15 protein-coding genes are annotated in these 17,061 nt (G+C 38.6%); 9 read left to right on the top strand and 6 right to left on the bottom strand.

The features are described 5' to 3' along the window. The first annotated feature begins 575 nt into the window (after positions 1-575). The 3 genes from plsX to fabD all read left to right on the top strand — a co-directional run bounded on the left by plsX (position 576) and on the right by fabD (position 4,039). The gene (gene plsX, locus QNJ50_RS10440) at positions 576-1,595 is read left to right on the top strand and encodes a phosphate acyltransferase PlsX (protein ID WP_300635001.1); all 1,020 of its coding nucleotides are present in this window, start codon (positions 576-578) and stop codon (positions 1,593-1,595) included. 382 nt (positions 1,596-1,977) lie between these two features. After that, a complete protein-coding gene (locus QNJ50_RS10445) occupies positions 1,978-2,970 on the top strand; it encodes a beta-ketoacyl-ACP synthase III (RefSeq protein WP_300635002.1) in 993 nt (330 codons plus the stop codon). 184 nt (positions 2,971-3,154) lie between these two features. Then, on the top strand, positions 3,155-4,039 hold the full coding sequence (gene fabD / locus QNJ50_RS10450) for an ACP S-malonyltransferase (protein WP_300635079.1): 885 nt from the start codon (positions 3,155-3,157) through the stop codon (positions 4,037-4,039). Positions 4,040-4,196: 157 nt separating this feature from the next. On the opposite strand, the gene QNJ50_RS10455 is transcribed toward fabD, so the two are convergent. Then, a complete protein-coding gene (locus QNJ50_RS10455; protein WP_300635003.1) occupies positions 4,197-5,636 on the bottom strand; it encodes a glycoside hydrolase 100 family protein in 1,440 nt (479 codons plus the stop codon). A gap of 1,272 nt (positions 5,637-6,908) precedes the next feature. Here QNJ50_RS10455 and QNJ50_RS10460 point away from each other — a divergent pair. After that, positions 6,909-8,108: a Coenzyme F420 hydrogenase/dehydrogenase, beta subunit C-terminal domain gene (locus tag QNJ50_RS10460; RefSeq protein ID WP_300635005.1), complete on the top strand. Its 1,200-nt coding sequence runs from the start codon at positions 6,909-6,911 to the stop codon at positions 8,106-8,108. A gap of 168 nt (positions 8,109-8,276) precedes the next feature. Here the strand turns inward: QNJ50_RS10460 and QNJ50_RS10465 are convergent, their stop codons facing one another. After that, on the bottom strand, positions 8,277-9,506 hold the full coding sequence (locus QNJ50_RS10465) for a methionine gamma-lyase family protein (RefSeq protein ID WP_300635007.1): 1,230 nt from the start codon (positions 9,504-9,506) through the stop codon (positions 8,277-8,279). A 100-nt stretch (positions 9,507-9,606) separates the two neighbouring features. Here QNJ50_RS10465 and QNJ50_RS10470 point away from each other — a divergent pair, with 100 nt between their 5' ends. From QNJ50_RS10470 to QNJ50_RS10480, 3 genes are all read left to right on the top strand, one after another. Next, positions 9,607-10,425, top strand: coding sequence for an acyl-CoA desaturase (locus QNJ50_RS10470; RefSeq protein ID WP_027844500.1), 819 nt, complete (start codon positions 9,607-9,609; stop codon positions 10,423-10,425). Positions 10,426-10,804: 379 nt separating this feature from the next. Further along, positions 10,805-11,854 (top strand): fatty acid desaturase, encoded by a 1,050-nt coding sequence (locus QNJ50_RS10475; RefSeq protein WP_027844501.1) that lies wholly within the window; start codon positions 10,805-10,807, stop codon positions 11,852-11,854. A gap of 435 nt (positions 11,855-12,289) precedes the next feature. After that, positions 12,290-13,372 (top strand): fatty acid desaturase, encoded by a 1,083-nt coding sequence (locus QNJ50_RS10480; protein ID WP_300635012.1) that lies wholly within the window; start codon positions 12,290-12,292, stop codon positions 13,370-13,372. 87 nt (positions 13,373-13,459) lie between these two features. Here the strand turns inward: QNJ50_RS10480 and QNJ50_RS10485 are convergent, their stop codons facing one another. Genes QNJ50_RS10485 through QNJ50_RS10495 form a run of 3 tightly spaced genes read right to left on the bottom strand, consistent with a single transcriptional unit; the run spans position 13,460 to position 15,262 of the window. Continuing rightward, complete coding sequence (locus QNJ50_RS10485) at positions 13,460-13,588, bottom strand: hypothetical protein (protein WP_300635014.1); 129 nt, start codon at positions 13,586-13,588, stop codon at positions 13,460-13,462. Next, on the bottom strand, positions 13,585-14,850 hold the full coding sequence (locus QNJ50_RS10490) for a glutamate-5-semialdehyde dehydrogenase (RefSeq protein ID WP_300635016.1): 1,266 nt from the start codon (positions 14,848-14,850) through the stop codon (positions 13,585-13,587). Before QNJ50_RS10490 ends, QNJ50_RS10485 begins: the two co-directional genes overlap by 4 nt. A gap of 4 nt (positions 14,851-14,854) precedes the next feature. Continuing rightward, on the bottom strand, positions 14,855-15,262 hold the full coding sequence (locus QNJ50_RS10495; RefSeq protein ID WP_300635018.1) for a hypothetical protein: 408 nt from the start codon (positions 15,260-15,262) through the stop codon (positions 14,855-14,857). A 648-nt stretch (positions 15,263-15,910) separates the two neighbouring features. Between QNJ50_RS10495 and QNJ50_RS10500 the strand changes: the two genes are divergently transcribed. Further along, a complete protein-coding gene (locus tag QNJ50_RS10500; RefSeq protein WP_300635020.1) occupies positions 15,911-16,549 on the top strand; it encodes a lysophospholipid acyltransferase family protein in 639 nt (212 codons plus the stop codon). 25 nt (positions 16,550-16,574) lie between these two features. Continuing rightward, on the top strand, positions 16,575-16,706 hold the full coding sequence (locus QNJ50_RS10505; RefSeq protein WP_300635022.1) for a hypothetical protein: 132 nt from the start codon (positions 16,575-16,577) through the stop codon (positions 16,704-16,706). A gap of 12 nt (positions 16,707-16,718) precedes the next feature. Here QNJ50_RS10505 and QNJ50_RS10510 read toward each other — a convergent pair whose 3' ends face one another. Then, a complete protein-coding gene (locus QNJ50_RS10510) occupies positions 16,719-17,012 on the bottom strand; it encodes a zinc ribbon domain-containing protein (RefSeq protein WP_300635080.1) in 294 nt (97 codons plus the stop codon). Positions 17,013-17,061 lie beyond the last annotated feature (49 nt).

Genomic DNA, 17,061 nt, shown 5'->3' on the forward strand with positions numbered 1-17,061 from the left:
CTCGTGGTTTGAGAGCCCTGTCAAATAATCTTTTTAAGATTGTTAAGAAAGATGTGACTAATGCATAGCTTGAGAAGGGGGGCTTTTGCCTCCTTTTTAAGGGGGTTGGGGGATCTCAATAATGATATTGGGTAATAAGCTATACTTTCCAAACATCCTCTAAGAAAAAACTTAAGGCTAAGAATTCTAGACTTAGAAATAAATGTTGAAGCAGGAAATTCGGATTCATGGAATTGCCAAATAATCAGATTTTAAGCTTGAGATAAATTTTATTTTAATTTGACAAATTAACTTTTTTGTGCAGCATTCACAGCCGTAAATTCTAATCTGGCTCAAAAGAAAAAGTATTTAAAGTTCATGAGATCCATATATTCCATGAAAAAAGCGAGAAATCTAATTCAAATATTTTGCGATGTAGAAAAATTTGTATTGAAAAATAATCAAGATGTAATTTGCCGATTATTTCTTTCTGGCAAAACTTGGTAGGGTAAGTGAGAGAATTGGGGAATAATAAAGCCACTCTCTTTGAGATAGGTATCTGATAAAATTTGTAAGGTTTCTAGAAGCTAGTAGCAATGGTATCGACTGGCGAACGTATCGCAATTGATGCAATGGGAGGGGACCACGCACCCGATGAGATCGTTGCTGGCGCACTGCGAGCTCAAGAGGAATTGGGTGTAAAAGTTTTACTTGTGGGTGAACCCGAAAAAATTAAAGCAGCCCTGCCTTCAAACACTAATTTGGGGCAAGTGGAAATCGTAAGTGCTACAGATACGATCGAGATGGATGAGGAGCCTTTGTCTGCCGTTAGGCGCAAACGTTCCGCTTCAATCAATGTCGTAATGGACTTAGTAAAAAAAGGAAAGGCAGATGCTGCGATCAGTGCTGGTCACTCCGGCGCTGCAATGGCAGCGGCTTTACTCCGCTTAGGGCGACTTCCCGGAATTGACAGACCGGCAATTGGTGCTGTTTTTCCCACTATGGTTGCCAGCAAACCTGTACTAATACTAGATGTAGGTGCAAACGTAGATTGTCGCCCTAAGTTTTTAGAGCAGTTTGCTGTTATGGGTTCGGTTTACAGCCAATATGTATTGGGAACTGCCGAACCAAAAGTAGGTTTATTAAATATTGGTGAGGAAGATTGTAAGGGAAATGACCTGGCAATTCGTACCCATCAAATACTGACCTCCAACTCGCAAATCTCTTTTCTTGGCAATGCTGAAGGTCGTGATGTCTTATCAGGACGCTTTGACGTCATTGTCTGCGACGGTTTTGTTGGTAATGTTTTACTAAAATTTGCTGAAGCTGTCGGAGAAATAATACTGCAAATTCTGCGGGAAGAATTACCATCCGGCTTACACGGTCAAATTGGCACAGCACTTTTAAAACCAAATCTAAAGCGCATCAAGCAACGGATGGATCATGCGGAGCATGGTGGTGCTTTACTTTTGGGCGTGAATGGAATTTGCGTTATCAGTCATGGTAGTTCTGAAGCTCCTTCTATTTTTAATGCTATTCGTATGGCAAAAGAAGCTGTGGATAATCAAGTATTGGAACGCATCCATCCACAGGTCAGTAGTTTGGCTTCCGAGTAATATTACCCAAGCCCTATTTACCCACCCAGACCAAAGTCATTAGCTGTAATTGTCTGCTAGTGACACCCCTATACCGGGGGAGAAGTATTCTTTGCCCTTATGCTTCTTTTTCTCTATGGACACTCCCACAGAAATAATTTCCGAAATTTTCAATGACAAAGACTAGTTAGTAGTCCATAGTCAGAAAAATAGAAAAAATTATTGGGAAGTTATTTTTGAGCCTCCCATGGTTCTCTGTCCTTTTTCGATTGTGTCTGCAGTATTAATAGTCAGCCAAAGTGACAAACCAGTTTAGATATGCGTAGTCAATGAATGTTACTTTTGTCTATATATTCATAGCTCATAACTAGTTGCGAACGGCTTATAAACTCGGAGAAAATGAGTGCAGAATTTAGGAATAGCAATTACAGGAAGTGGCTCGGCAGTGCCAAAAAATTCCCTCGATAACCAGGGAATAACGCAAATTGTAGAAACTACAGATGAATGGATATCTACAAGAACTGGTATTCGTCAACGCCGACTGGCAAAACCGGATGAGTCTTTAAAGGATATTGCCACAAGTGCTAGCCAAAAAGCACTTGCTATGGCTGGAATTGAACCAAAAGATGTCGATTTAATTTTATTGGCAACTTCTACATCTGATGATTTATTTGGTAGCGCTTGTCAAGTTCAAGCAGCTTTGGGAGCCGATAGAGCAGTAGCATTTGATTTGACAGCTGCTTGCTCAGGCTTTGTATTTGGACTTGTTACTGCTACTCAGTACATAAGAACTGGTGTTTACCAAAATGTATTGTTGATAGGGGCGGATATTCTCTCCCGTTGGGTAGATTGGGAAGATCGACGCACTTGTGTGTTATTTGGTGATGGTGCAGGAGCGGTAGTATTGCAAGCGAATCAAAGCGATCATTTACTGGGCTTTGAACTTAAAAGTGATGGAACTCAAAATGGTTGTCTTAACGTTTCCTATACAGCATCTCCAAGAAAACTAACTGAGGAAATTGTTGTAGCTAAAGGGAATTATCAAGCATTAGCGATGAATGGTAAAGAAGTATACCGTTTTGCAGTGCAAAAAGTCCCAGAAATTATTGATAAAGCTTTGTTTCGTGCCCAACTAACCGTAGAACAAATAGATTGGTTAGTCTTACATCAAGCCAATCAACGTATTCTCAATGCAGTCGCGGAACGTCTCAATATTCCACCTGAAAAGGTAATCAGTAATGTTGCCTCATATGGCAATACTTCTGCTGCTTCCATCCCCTTAGCTTTAGATGAAGCTGTAAGACAAAATAAAATTCAAACTAACGATGTTATTGCTGCATCAGGCTTTGGTGCTGGTCTTACATGGGGGGCAGCTATTTTCCAATGGGGAAGGTAACTATTGTGTCATTCATTTGTCATTTGTCTTGGTCATCGATTACTGATCTTTGACTATTAGACAAAAGACAAATGATGTATGTATTCCCTTGAGGTGGAATTAAAGTTAGCGCTCGCCGTCGGCGTATAGGAGGAATGGTAAATGACACATAGAAAATGAAAAAATGACAAATGACAAAGTGCAAATGACAAAAACTGCATGGGTATTTCCTGGACAAGGCTCCCAATCCGTAGGGATGGGAATGGATTTATTGGATATACCATCTGCTAAAGAAAAATTCACTCAAGCTAAAGAAATTTTAGGCTGGTCAGTCACACAAATCTGTGAAAGTGATCCAGAAAATTTATCCCGTACTCTCTACACCCAACCTTGTCTTTACGTTGTGGAAAGTATTCTTGCTGATATTCTTCGCGAGAAAGGAGATAAACCAGATTTGGTTGCTGGTCATAGCTTGGGAGAATATGTAGCCCTTTATGTGGCTGGTGTATTTGATTGGTCAGCAGGACTTCGATTAGTGAAAAGACGTGCTGAACTGATGGATAATGCTGCTGGTGGTAAAATGGCAGCATTAATGAAATTTGACCGCGAGCAACTGGAAAAAGTTGTGGCTCAAACCGAAAATGTCGTACTAGCAAATGATAATAGTGCGGCACAGGTGGTAATTTCTGGGACTCAGGAAGCCGTAGAAGCGGTAATGTCTCAAGTTAAAACAAGGCGAGCAGTTCTTTTAAATGTTTCGGGAGCTTTTCATTCTCCCTTAATGTCTGCGGCGGCTGCTGAATTTCAAGATATTTTGGAATCTTTGAATTTTCAACAGGCTACGATTCCAGTGTTATCCAATGTAGAACCAGTTCCGACAACAGATGCTGAAGTTCTGAAAAAGCGCTTAGTACAACAAATGACTGGTTCGGTGCGTTGGCGAGAAATTTCACTTGCACTACCAAAAAATGAAATTGAACGAGTAGTAGAAATTGGACCAGGTAATGTACTTACTGGCTTAATAAAACGAACTTGTTCTGGCTTAACTTTAGAAAATATAAATTCTGCAAAAGAATTAACCACGGTCTGAAATAGTTAGCACAGAAAATCTACTACAGTCGAACTAAGAACAAAAATCATAAATATCTTCAAATAGCTTAGTTTAACTAGTTTGGTTACCAGAAATTATCTGGTAACCATAGTTTCCATATAAACTTCTTTTTTTGACTCAAAAATCAAGAAAAATCTCAGCGGTCAAAACCATCAATTTCAAATTCACAAGCTCTTGAAGCCTGCTCTGCACTAAATGGCTCAAAGCTAACTAATGGTAGATAGGAAGGATTTTTAATCAGTTCTTTTGCTAATAAAAATCCAGTAATCGTCCAAGTTTGATTTAATCTTGCTTTTCTACCAATTAATCGTCCTTTTTTACCATCGTAATATTCTGGCCATTCATCTTCTTGTAAACGAGATTGTGCTATTTCAATTGCCCGTTCGGCAAGAGATATTCTATTAGTTTTAACTGCAGCAGCAGCTAACATCCACAAAAGAACGGGCCAATTTCCACCATTATGGTAAGACCAAGGAATATTTTTCGGGTCGCATCCAGTGATTAATCTATATTCTTCATTTTCTAAAGCAGGAAAACAAATTTTCATTGGCATATCACCCACCAAATCATCCCATCTTTCTTCGATTAAAGTCATAATCGCCTGGGACTGTTCTTCAGTGGTAAGTTCAGACATAATTGCCATCAGATTCCCTAAACAGAAGAAACGAACATCAAGTTGTGATGGTCCAACATTTCCTGCCAGATATCCGCCTTTTTTCGGTAGCCATTTATCCAATTCATAGTATGGAAGAGAATCTACATAAATATTGAATTGATTGACTGCTGTTTCTCCATATTCTTCACCCTTAAAACGATAAATAGCATTTAAGCGGTTAAGATCTATCCAGTAATGCTTGCGAATATGTGCTCCTAAAAGTGGTAAGCGAATATCGATCGCAGCCACAATATCTTCATTACCTCCACAAATTAGAAGTTCGCGAGCCCCCCGTAATGCAGAATAAAATAAAGCTTGAATTTCCAGAGGATGACCATAAATACCCATTCGACGGTCAATCATGCAAGCTCCATCTGGAACTAAAAGTGTCGGATACATGTCAAATCTGTTTGCCAAACACAGATCCATAATCAGCCTAATGCCATTTTGGAACTCCGGCCTATAGGCCAAAGAATAATCTTTGGTCGCAACTACGTAAGCACGTAACAAAATTATCCACCATAAGCAGGAATCCACTGGTGTAACTCTGGCGATCGCATGCTCTCCAAAATCGGCTTTTAAATATTCTTCCCCATTACTATGGGTCATTACTTTAAAGCTAGCGGGGATTAATCCTTGAGCTGGTTTATAAGCATCTAATTGTTTTTCTTTAGGTTGTAGTTTTAAAGTTTCCTCTAAAAAATTACGAACTATATTGGTTCTACCTTCTATTAAAAAAATTATTGCTGCAGAAACAAAATCTCTAATAAAACATTGGTCATAATTTAAAGCTTCCTGTGACAAATCGTAGGCAGCAACTGTACCAACAGGACGTCCTTGATAATATATAATTGTTTTTTCCAGAGCTTCCCATGCATCTTTTTCAACTTTTTTAAGTCCGATTACATCATCTAATCGCATTACCAAAAAACTCCAATTTTGTTGTATTTATAATTACTTTTCAAGTGAGATAGCACTGGATTATTCTCAAAAATAGCAATCACTATATTGCCAAGCAGTAAATATAATTACTTAAAATAATTACTCAAAGTAATACAACAAAACAAAAATAATTTCGTACCTTGAAATAGTTTCAAACTTAAAGAACAAAGTTTTGAAATCTAAGTTTAAACAACTAAAATATCAGCCTTCTAGTATGATGCCGATTCAATGTTTAGTATGTAAACCCAGAAATAACCAAAATAGTATATTCACCAAAAATAGTTTAAATCGCGTTTAAATCTTATTTTTGGAGATATCAAATTTTTGATTATTTATCCCAAATGATTCATTCTCGAAAGTAACTCTATTTATATATCTAGACTTAGATTTCGGTGAGACCCTAATACTAGATAGGTATATTGTCTTGATTTAAAGTATTGCTTGAGAATTTTATAAGTTGCTAGTTTGTGAATTGCTAACTAGATTATTCACCCATACAACAAATTATAACTTTTTTTCACATTTCGCAACAACTTATTTAATTTTTTTTATTTCTGTAATCTGAAGCAGTTAAAAAAATTACTTGACTTCGATTTATTAACAATTAAAAATATCCACTGAATACAACATTTTAATAGCAATTATTATCAAAATATCCCATGCATGAAAACTCTGTCCTTGGAAATAAGGTTAATTTGTTGATATTAGTGATTTGAATAATATTCAAAATTGAATGAATAAAAATTTCTTTATGCTCAAGTAATTGTAAAAAGCACAAGTCCAATTTTACTATTGCCTAGTATAAGTTGGTATAAAATAATATGAATTTAAGATGAATTTATTAAAAATAATACAATGGATTTGATTTTGGGCAGAAAAAGAGGGTGTAGTTTATTGTTAGTGCAAATACTGGCAATTGTTGACAAAAGTAAAATTTTGCAAGCTATTTGATTTCGCAAACTAGAAGTAAGTCATAGATGATAATCATTTAGTTATAAAGTTTTTGCCAAAAGTTTTACCCAGAATATAAATCTTAAATGGTAAATATAAATATCTACTCTCTTTTGCGGCGGAAATCACCAACACCCAAATTTTTATTTTTCCTTTGAACCATGTATTTGGAGATTTTTCATTATCAATCCTCTAGCTAGTAAGAAGTAATATTTAATTTGAGTTAATAAATAAATTAAGTACTAATAAAATGGCATATTGTGAGAGAAGCTATTTGATTTTTTAAACATAAAAATTTTAATGACGTCAGTTGATTTGCCCAAACACCAAAAAGCTAAAGCCCTTAAACCCGGTAGTCGTCGTCCAGCGAAGGAACTCTGTAGCGAATGCGGATTATGCGATACATATTACATTCACTATGTCAAAGAAGCTTGTGCTTTTTTGAATCAACAATTTGACAAACTAGAAGAACAAAGTCATTCCCGTAAACGAAACTTGGATAACCCTAATGAACTTTATTTTGGGGTTCACCAAGAAATGATGGCGGCGCAAAAAAAACAACCCATTCCTGGCGCTCAATGGACGGGAATTGTTAGTACGATTGCCATTGAAATGCTCAATCGCGGCATTGTTGAAGGTGTAGTGTGCGTTCAAAATACTAAAGAAGACCGCTTTGGACCAATGCCAGTTATTGCTCGGACTGCAGAAGAGGTAATGGCTGCACGGGTGAATAAACCTACTTTGTCCCCCAATCTCTCAATATTAGAGCAAGTAGAACAATCGGGGATGAAGCGACTACTAGCAATTGGGGTTGGTTGTCAAATCCAAGCTTTACGGACTGTAGAAAAACAATTGGGCTTGGAAAAACTTTACGTTTTAGGTACCCCTTGTGTAGATAACGTTACTCGTGCTGGACTACAGAAATTTTTAGAGACAACTAGTAAATCACCTGACACGGTAGTTCATTACGAGTTCATGCAAGATTTTCGAGTCCACTTTAAACATGAGGATGGCTCAATTGAAAAAGTACCTTTCTTTGGTTTAAAGACTAATCAACTCAAGGATGTTTTTGCACCTTCTTGTATGAGTTGCTTCGACTACGTTAATTCTTTAGCGGATTTAGTTGTAGGTTACATGGGTGCTCCTTTCGGTTGGCAATGGATTGTAGTCAGAAATGACACTGGTAAGGAGATGTTGGAGCTAGTAAAAGAGCAACTTAATACTCAACCAGTCATGTCGAAAGGAGATCGGAAAGCTGCCGTACAGCAAAGTATACCTGCTTACGATCAAGGTGTAACTTTACCTATGTGGGCAGCAAAAATGATGGGCGTGGTCATCGAAAAGATTGGACCTAAGGGTTTGGAATATGCTCGCTTTTCCATTGACTCCCATTTCACTCGTAATTTTCTTTATGTAAAACGCAATTACCCACAAAAATTAGCAGCCCATGTTCCAGAATTTGCTAAGCGCATAGTCGGACAGTATAAATTACCAGATTAAGATGGTCAAATTTGTTTCCAGGCTAAGCCTGGAAGCGAAAATCTTAAAATATTGGTTTATTAATACTTATATGCCTTTACACAAAAATAGCCAAAGCTAATTTTTTCTATTCTCTATTGGCTGCGAAGCAATATATCTTTATAGATTGATACTTGCAGCCTTGATTATTTAAGCAGCTTCAACAGCTTCCATTGCAGCAGATAGTGCGATCGCAACGTGAGTCCAGTGAGTACCGCCTTGACAATAAACCACGTAAGGTTCGCGCAGGGGACCATCAGACGAAAATTCTGAGGTACTACCTTCAATAAATGTACCTCCAGCCATTACTACCTTGCTTTCGTAACCCGGCATTTCATCGGGAATAGGGTCTAGATAGGAACCGATGGGAGAATGGCTTTGAATCGCCTTACAAAAAGCAATTAATTTTTCCGGAGAACCAAGTTTAATCGCTTGAATTACATCCCGGCGAGGAGCAAGAGGTGCGGGGTTAACAGGATAGCCTAACTTGTCAAATACATAACCAGTGAGGTGAGTGCCCTTCATTGCCTCTCCCACCATTTGCGGCGCGAGAAATAATCCTTGAAATAACAAACGATTCTGGTCAAAAGTAGCACCACCAGCACTACCGATTCCCGGAGCTGTCAGACGACAAGCAGCAGATTCTACCAATTCAGCACGACCTGCAATGTAGCCACCAGCATTGACAATCGTTCCACCAGGATTTTTAATTAAGGAACCTGCCATTAAGTCAGCACCTACATGGGAAGGTTCTTGAGTTTCGATAAATTCTCCATAACAGTTATCAACAAAACAAATTGTATCGGGATTTTGTTTTTTAACTAAGTAAATGATTTTTTCAATATCAGTAATTGATAAACTCGGACGCCACGAATAACCACAAGACCTTTGAATTAGGACTAGACGGGTGTTTTGCTTTATCGCAGAAGATAAATTTTCCCAATCTATAGTGCCATCTAGAGTAAGATCCAATTGGCGATAGCTTACACCAAAATCAATCAGAGAGCCTTGATCGCGACCCCTAAGTCCGATTACTTCTTCCAAAGTGTCATAAGGTGCTCCTGCTACCGCCAACATTTCATCTCCCGGACGGAGAACTCCAAACAAAGCACAAGCTATTGCATGAGTACCTGAAACAAATTGCACCCGTACCACGGCTGCTTCAGTTCCCATAACTTCCGCAAAAACTTTGTCTAAAATTTCTCGTCCTAAATCATCATGCCCGTATCCTGTTACACCAGTAAAATGGTGGGCACCTACCTTATGATGACGAAAGGCATTTAGTACTCGTTTAAGATTTTGCTTGACCTTAGCGTCAATTCCAGAAAAGATCTTTAAGAGTGCCTGTTCTGCTTCGTGCAGCTGTTCGACGCTGTTCATCAGTACCTCATTATAAAAAAATACCGGATTCGGATTTAGGTCGTAAAGCGACAAACGGACCGCACAGCCTAGGCTCAATAATTTCCATTTAGGTTACCGCATGACAATTGCTACATCAACTCAACCGAAAATTAACTGGGTTAACACCCTATTTTTTGTAGGTTTGCACGTCGGAGCTGCATTTGCCTTCCTTCCCAACAACTTTAGTTGGAAAGCAGTCGGTGTTGCATTATTTCTCTATTGGCTATCTGGTGGCTTGGGTATTACCTTAGGCTTTCACCGCCTTGTAACTCACCGTAGCTTTCAGACCCCCAAATGGCTGGAGTATTTTCTAGTATTCTGTGGTACTCTTGCTTGCCAAGGTGGTCCAATTGAGTGGGTGGGAACCCATCGCATTCACCATTTACACTCCGACAAAGAATTGGATCCACATGATTCCAATAAGGGTTTCCTGTGGAGTCACATAGGTTGGTTAATCTATCAATCACCTTCTAAATCCGAAGTTCCTCGTTTTACCAAAGATATTATTGATGACCCAGTCTATCAGTTTTTGGAAAAATATTTTATTCCCGTTCAAATTCTTTTAGGTTTAACACTTTTGCTTATAGGTGGCTGGTCATTTGTATTCTGGGGAGTGTTTGCGCGAATTGTTTGGGTTTATCACTGTACTTGGCTAGTTAACAGTGCTACCCATAAATTTGGCTATCAGTCCTACGAGTCTAATGATAAGTCCACTAACTGCTGGTGGGTAGCTTTACTTGTGTTTGGCGAAGGCTGGCACAATAATCACCATGCTTTCCAATATTCTGCTCGCCATGGCTTGAAATGGTGGGAAATAGATATGACCTGGATGACAATTCAGTTATTACAATTTTTGGGTTTAGCTAAAGATGTCAAGCTAGCAAAAACGGAGTCTTAAGAGTAATAGTTAAAAGTAATAATACTTACTGTCTTATTGCTGTAAAAGATTTTCCAAACCCCGAAAAAAATTGCTGCAATGCATTATTCACAAAAAAATTAGCGAAATTGGATTAATACCCGATAATTACTTCGCTTTGCAAAATTACTCACAACCCCCAATTCTGGGCTGTTTATTCAGTCTAGAAGTGGGGGTTTCGGGTCTCAAATATAAGAGAAATATAGAGAAATATTAAAACAATATAAAAAATAAGCTATGAATTTTGAGTGCGCTGGGGTAGCTTCGATTGGTATAATCCAAACGAATCAGGTTACAAAACTTTGCGACAAGCTACTATCATTGTGGTTTGGCGGTCGAGTTTGTTTGCGTTCAAATATACATGACTACATCAACAATAAATAGCCAGAAGCCAAGTGATGACCTTGGCGATTCCAAACTAAAGTTACAAGATATCATCAAAACTCTGCCTAAGGAATGTTTTGAGCTGAATCATCGTAAAGCTTGGACGGGAGCAGTAATTAATGTTTTGATGGTTGGCTTGGGTTATGCCAGCATTGCTTTTTCTCCTTGGTACCTTTTACCTTTAGCCTGGGTTTTTGCTGGGACTGCTTTGACTGGTTTTTTTGTGATCGGTCATGACTGCGGTCATCGTTCTTTTGCAAAAAGCCGTTGGGTGAACGATTTAGTGGGACACTTGGCATTTATGCCTTTGATTTATCCCTTTCACAGTTGGCGAATCAAGCACAATCATCACCATCTTCACACCAACAAATTGGACGAGGATAATGCTTGGCATCCCATTAGACCTGAATTTTATGAAACTTGGCCAAAATTGGACAAGTCAGTTTTTGAAGTATTAATGCGCAAGCGCTTGTGGTGGTTATCCTCCATTTTGCATTGGGCAAATCTACATTTTGACTGGCGTCAATACCGCAAACAAGACCAATCAGACGTGAAGTTATCTGTGGCTGTGGTAGTCACATTTGCTGCGATCGCATTTCCCACACTTATCATTACAACCGGTGTTTGGGGATTTATTAAATTCTGGTTCGTACCGTGGTTGGTATATCATTTCTGGATGAGTACTTTTACTCTTGTTCACCACACAGACCCAGAGATTCCATTTTTGCCAGGTTCTGAATGGAATGCTGCGATCGCCCAATTATCCGGTTCGGTACATTGCGATTATCCTCGTTGGGTAGAATTCCTCTGCCACGATATCAATGTCCATGTTCCCCATCACGTTTCGACTGCGATTCCTTCCTATAATTTGCGCCTCGCTCATCGCAGCTTGCAGGAAAATTGGGGTTCTTATTTGCGTGAAGAAAGGTTTTCTTTGTCTTTAATGAGGAGAATTACTGACCAATGTCATTTCTACTCTTTAGGGGAAGGTTATTTCTCTTTTAAAGACTACTACGCACGCAAATAAATAAAGTCTTTGCTTACAACTCAAATCCTCTTAGTCATTTCCTTTTATTCATTAAAGATCTCATTTGAAGGTCTAACTTAAAGCTGACTAATAACTGAAGCATTCTTAGATTTGTCATAAAGGAATGGGAGTAAGCTATGCTTTCCTACGCTGATTGAGGATTGTAGTGAGTTGCAAGCAAGCAAAATATAAGTACCTTTGCAAAATTAATCAAACATTTGAAAATTCCATATCCTTTTTTCAGCAAATGTGATAGGGATAATTAAAATGCCAAAATAATTTCACTTCAAAGGACTTAGGCCAATTTTCATTGCACCAAACATGTAAAACCGTTTATGGAACTCCGCTATGGAGTCTAGTTCCTAGGAACGATGACAGCATAGCTCTATAACTCTGCATAGTCTCTTATCCACACTCTACTTCTGATAACATCACGTGTCTTCTTACTCCATCAATTTAAACCCCCCTCCGACTAACGAACCTTCTCAGGATGGATCTAAATTACCTTTTACACTTGGCGATGTGAAAGCAGCAATTCCACCTGAATGCTTTCAGCCCAATTTAGGTAAATCACTATTTTTCTTTGGGCGCGATATTTTAACCATCGGCTTACTATATGCGTTAGCTTACTACATTGATTCTTGGTGGTTCTTCCCAGTTTTCTGGGTAATGCAAGGCACGATGTTTTGGGCTTTATTTGTTGTTGGTCATGACTGCGGACACCAATCTTTTTCCAAGAGTAAATGGCTCAATGATTTTATTGGACATTTATGTCACACGCCTATATTGGTTCCTTATCATGGTTGGCGAATTAGTCATAGAACCCATCATTTAAATACCGGACATATTGAAAATGATGAAAGTTGGTATCCAACAACAAAATCCTACTATGACGAGATGGGAATCATTGAAAAAGTTGGTAGGTACTATGTTTTCTTGTTAGCTTATCCAATTTATTTGTTTAAGCGTTCTCCTGGTAAACGAGGTTCTCACTTTTTACCAAGCAGTCCCTTATTCAAAGACAAGGAAAAATGGGATGTTCTCACCAGTACAATTCTTTGGATTTCGATGATTGCTCTGCTTGGTGTTCTAACCTATCAATGGGGTTGGATGTGGTTATTGAAATACTATGCAGGACCTTACATTGTATTTGTAATGTGGCTAGATTTAGTCACCTTTTTGCACCATACGGAAGAAGATGTTCCATGGTATCGGGGTGAAGATTGGACTTTTCTTAAAGGTGCGCTTTCCAGTGTCGATCGCAATTATGGATTTATTAGTCATATCCATCACGACATCGGTACCCACGTTGCTCACCACATCTTTTTGAATATGCCCCATTACAATTTAAAGAAAGCAACGGCGGCTATCAAACCGATATTGGGTGAGTATTATCATTCATCAGAAAAAACAATTTGGCGTTCGGCTTGGGATTCATGTCTTAGCTGTCATTTTGTCCCAGATGCTGGAGGAAAAGTTTACTATACTTCTCCCCATAAATCTCAATCTTCTAACTAAGGATTGACAAATTAAAAGTCATTAGCATAGCGTGTCCGCAGGACATAAGTCAAAAGTCATTAGCATAGCGTGTCCGTAGGACATAAGTCAAAAGTAAAGAAATAGATGAGTAGAATTATCATTACTTCTGACTTCTGGCTTCTGACTTCTGACTTCTGACTTCTGACTTCTGACTTCTGACTTCTGACTTCTGACTTCTGGTGACTTATTACTCAAAATCTTCCATTCGCCTGAACTATATGTTTAACAGTCGTCAGAGTTTCTAAACTCATTAGTCCCCGACGCAGACCCTTTTGATTTGACATTCCCAAAAATATTGCATCACCCCGTAAGGGATTACGACAAAAACGGGGCGAAGCATTTATATATGTAGAAGCACTGTTGACTCCCAAAGCAAATTGACGACTTTCTTGGTAAGAATCAGTCGCAATACAATCTGCGTGACCGCTACTATATTGATTTATCCAACTAATCGCAGACTCTAAATTATCTACTAACTTAAAGGCGACTGTTTTTTTAAGGTAAGGACATCCCCACTCATTATCTTTTGCTAATTGTATTTGGGGGAAAGCTTCGTGCATCTCAGCATCTCCCCTAATCTCAAAACCTTTTTCTTGCAAACTTTTCCAAAGAGAAATTAAGGAACTAGGTAAAGCTTGTCGATTAATTAATACTTTTTCAATTGCATTTACCGGATCGGGCTCGCTGCAATGGCTATCAATAATCATGTGGCGGATCATATCCATAGTGCCATTAGGCGACCAATAAAGGTAACAATTACCCATTGCTGACTTGAGGACCGGTACTGTAGACAGTCGCACTACTTGCTGAACCAAACTAGAACGTCCGTAGGGAATAACTAGATTTATATATTGCTCTTGGGCGAGTAAATCCCGAATCGATCTGCCATGTTCGGCATCAATGATTTCGATACTCCCCACCGGCAAACCTTCTTCAATGACAGCATTAATTAAGGCATTAGCAATTGCAACATTGGAGTGACTGGCTTCTGTAGAACCTTTAAGAATAATACTATTACCACTTTTTATACATAACCCAGCAGCGATCGCTGCCAAATCGGGAAATGCTTCGTGAATAAAAGTAATTACCCCCAATGGCATTAATTGGGAGTAAGTTTGGGAATCTTCTAGCTGATAATCTGCGATGCGAACGCGCCGAAGAGGATCTGATAATTCGCCTAATTTCCTTAAAATTTGGACTGCACTTTCCAATCGAGTTGGTGTAAGTTTCAACCAATCCAAAATTAACTCTGGCACAGCCATTTCGCGACTGGCTTCCAAATCCAGAGTATTGGCTTCAAGAATATCATCAAATGACTGATTTAGCGCTTCTGCCATTGCCATGAGTGCGCGACTGCGGTCTGCACCTTTTGTCATCCCTAGCTTCAAAGAAGCTTTGTATGCGCGCTCTGCGCTATTCATCGTTTTGAGACCTTCATCAAACGCATTCACCATCATCAACTTAACGTCTGTAGGTTAGCCAGACCATAACAGCTGGTACTATTGCCAATATTATTGCCACTATTGCTGAAGCAATGATACCAGTACCAGTAGATTGTAATAATGCAAATGGTAACCAGAAAAGTACCAAGACCACTATGATACCTAGGGCCATTGGCAGATAACTTTCTCCCAATTTAGGGTGAACAACATGCCAAACTGAACCTGTCCAGCGCCAAGCTCGCTTGTAAGGATAGGTTGTGGAAAGTTGCTCGAGTACATATCCATTATCTTCAACCACAAATATTTGCTGACAGCGATCGCAACCAAATGCTTCTGTCAACGTAATCGGAGTTAGGCGTCCCTTGCGGGTACAAGGACATGGATATTCGCCGTTGAACTCTATTTTTTCAATGTTTTCAGATTGCACAAGCAGTTCACTAACTTGGACTCGGTTGTCAAAGCTGGAGAAATTCCATTCCCTTTTGTATCGGGTTTGGCAAATTAATCGTAGAAAACCTGCTGATGATATCAGTCAGTTAATGATATTTTTCAGACACAATTAACAGTCTAGACAGTAATCTTAACTCCTTCATGAAGGAATTAAGTTGATGTCGAAGACGGCATAGAGTCTCAACATAACAAGGTAATAACCTTGATGTAATACTTCTGACCGGTTTAGCTAAAATTAATTTTAGGTCATTCCCCAATATTTATTAGTTTCTATTTTTAAACTAACTCAATCTCAGCCTATTCACTTCCCCACCTAATTATTTTTACTTCTAATACAAATTTATATTCTGAGTTTATCCTCTGTCCTCAATATAATGGCTGGTTTTTTACTTTTACTTGATTTTTCATTTATTTACTTTTCATTTATTTACAAATAACTTCTTGTGTAACACATAAAACAATACTTATTGTATTTAATTTTACAATATTTTAATTGCGTGAGAATAGATCGCAGGAAAATATCCAGCTTCTTTAAAAATCTGGATAAATATCAACTAAATATATTGGCTGGCAATGGCGTATCCTAAGTTCAGTTTCATATTAAGTTTAATTTAAGTGTAATTCTGTGAGTAGAAATCGAGAACCATTTGTCAGCCTCCTACTTTACCATGCTTTTAAGTGGTCAGTAGTAAGTCCAATGCTCCATGTATATTTTCAAGGAAGAATTTATGGAGTGGAAAACGTCCCTAAAACCGGACCTTTAGTCGTAGTAAGCAATCATGCTAGTAATTTTGACCCACCAATTGTGTCTAATTGCGTAGAACGTCCAGTAGCATATATGGCAAAGGAACAATTATTTAAGGTTCCTGTATTAGGTCAAGCAATCCAACTTTATGGTGCTTACCCCGTTAGTCGGGGGACTGCGGATAGAACGGCAATTCGTGCAGCTCTGAATTGTCTAGAACAGGGATGGGCGGTTGGAGTGTTTCTTCAAGGTACCCGCACGGAAGATGGATTAATTACCGATCCAAAACGTGGCGCAGCATTAATTGCAGCAAAAGCAAAAGCTCCATTGTTACCAGTTTGTTTATGGGGAACACATGCTATTGAGGAAAAAGGTAAAAAATTACCTCATTCAGTTCCGGTAACAGTACGAATAGGTGAGGTGATCGATTACCCTGAATCTAACAATAAGGAAGCTTTGATAGAGGTAACGCAAAAGTGTGCTGAGGCGATAAATTCCTTACATAATGCAGGCAGATAAATTATAATTGTTGCTTGAGTTATATATGGCTAAAGATATATCAGTTAGGAAATTAATTTTCTCTTTACAACAGGACAAAGAAAAAATTCCTAAAAATGGTGACATTCGCTATAAAACTCAAGCTATATTTCAATGGTGTATCCCAGAAAAATTTTGACACTCCCCATACCTAAAGACCAGGGGATTCTTGGTTCTTAGAGGATACTTGCTCAACCAAGCTTACACCAGACTGAGTAGAGGTTTCATCTCCCCAAGCGTTACTTGCGTCTAGCGCAAAAGTTCCGGTGTGCCCCACCGTACTCAATCCTCGACGAAGGATGTTTCTAGCTGCATTTTCGTCTATATCCATCACACAACCACACGCACAAGCATGAGTTCTCATAGATAGGGTTTTCTTTACAACTTGCCCACAGCTAGAGCATTCTTGACTTGTTATGTCGCTTACAACGTCTATAACGTATATTTAGCAATAGTTTTACGTTGTTTTCACTCTCTACAACGTTGTAAAGCAA

It is taken from the genome of Mastigocoleus sp. MO_188.B34, assembly GCF_030065675.1.
Lineage (GTDB): Bacteria > Cyanobacteriota > Cyanobacteriia > Cyanobacteriales > Nostocaceae > Mastigocoleus.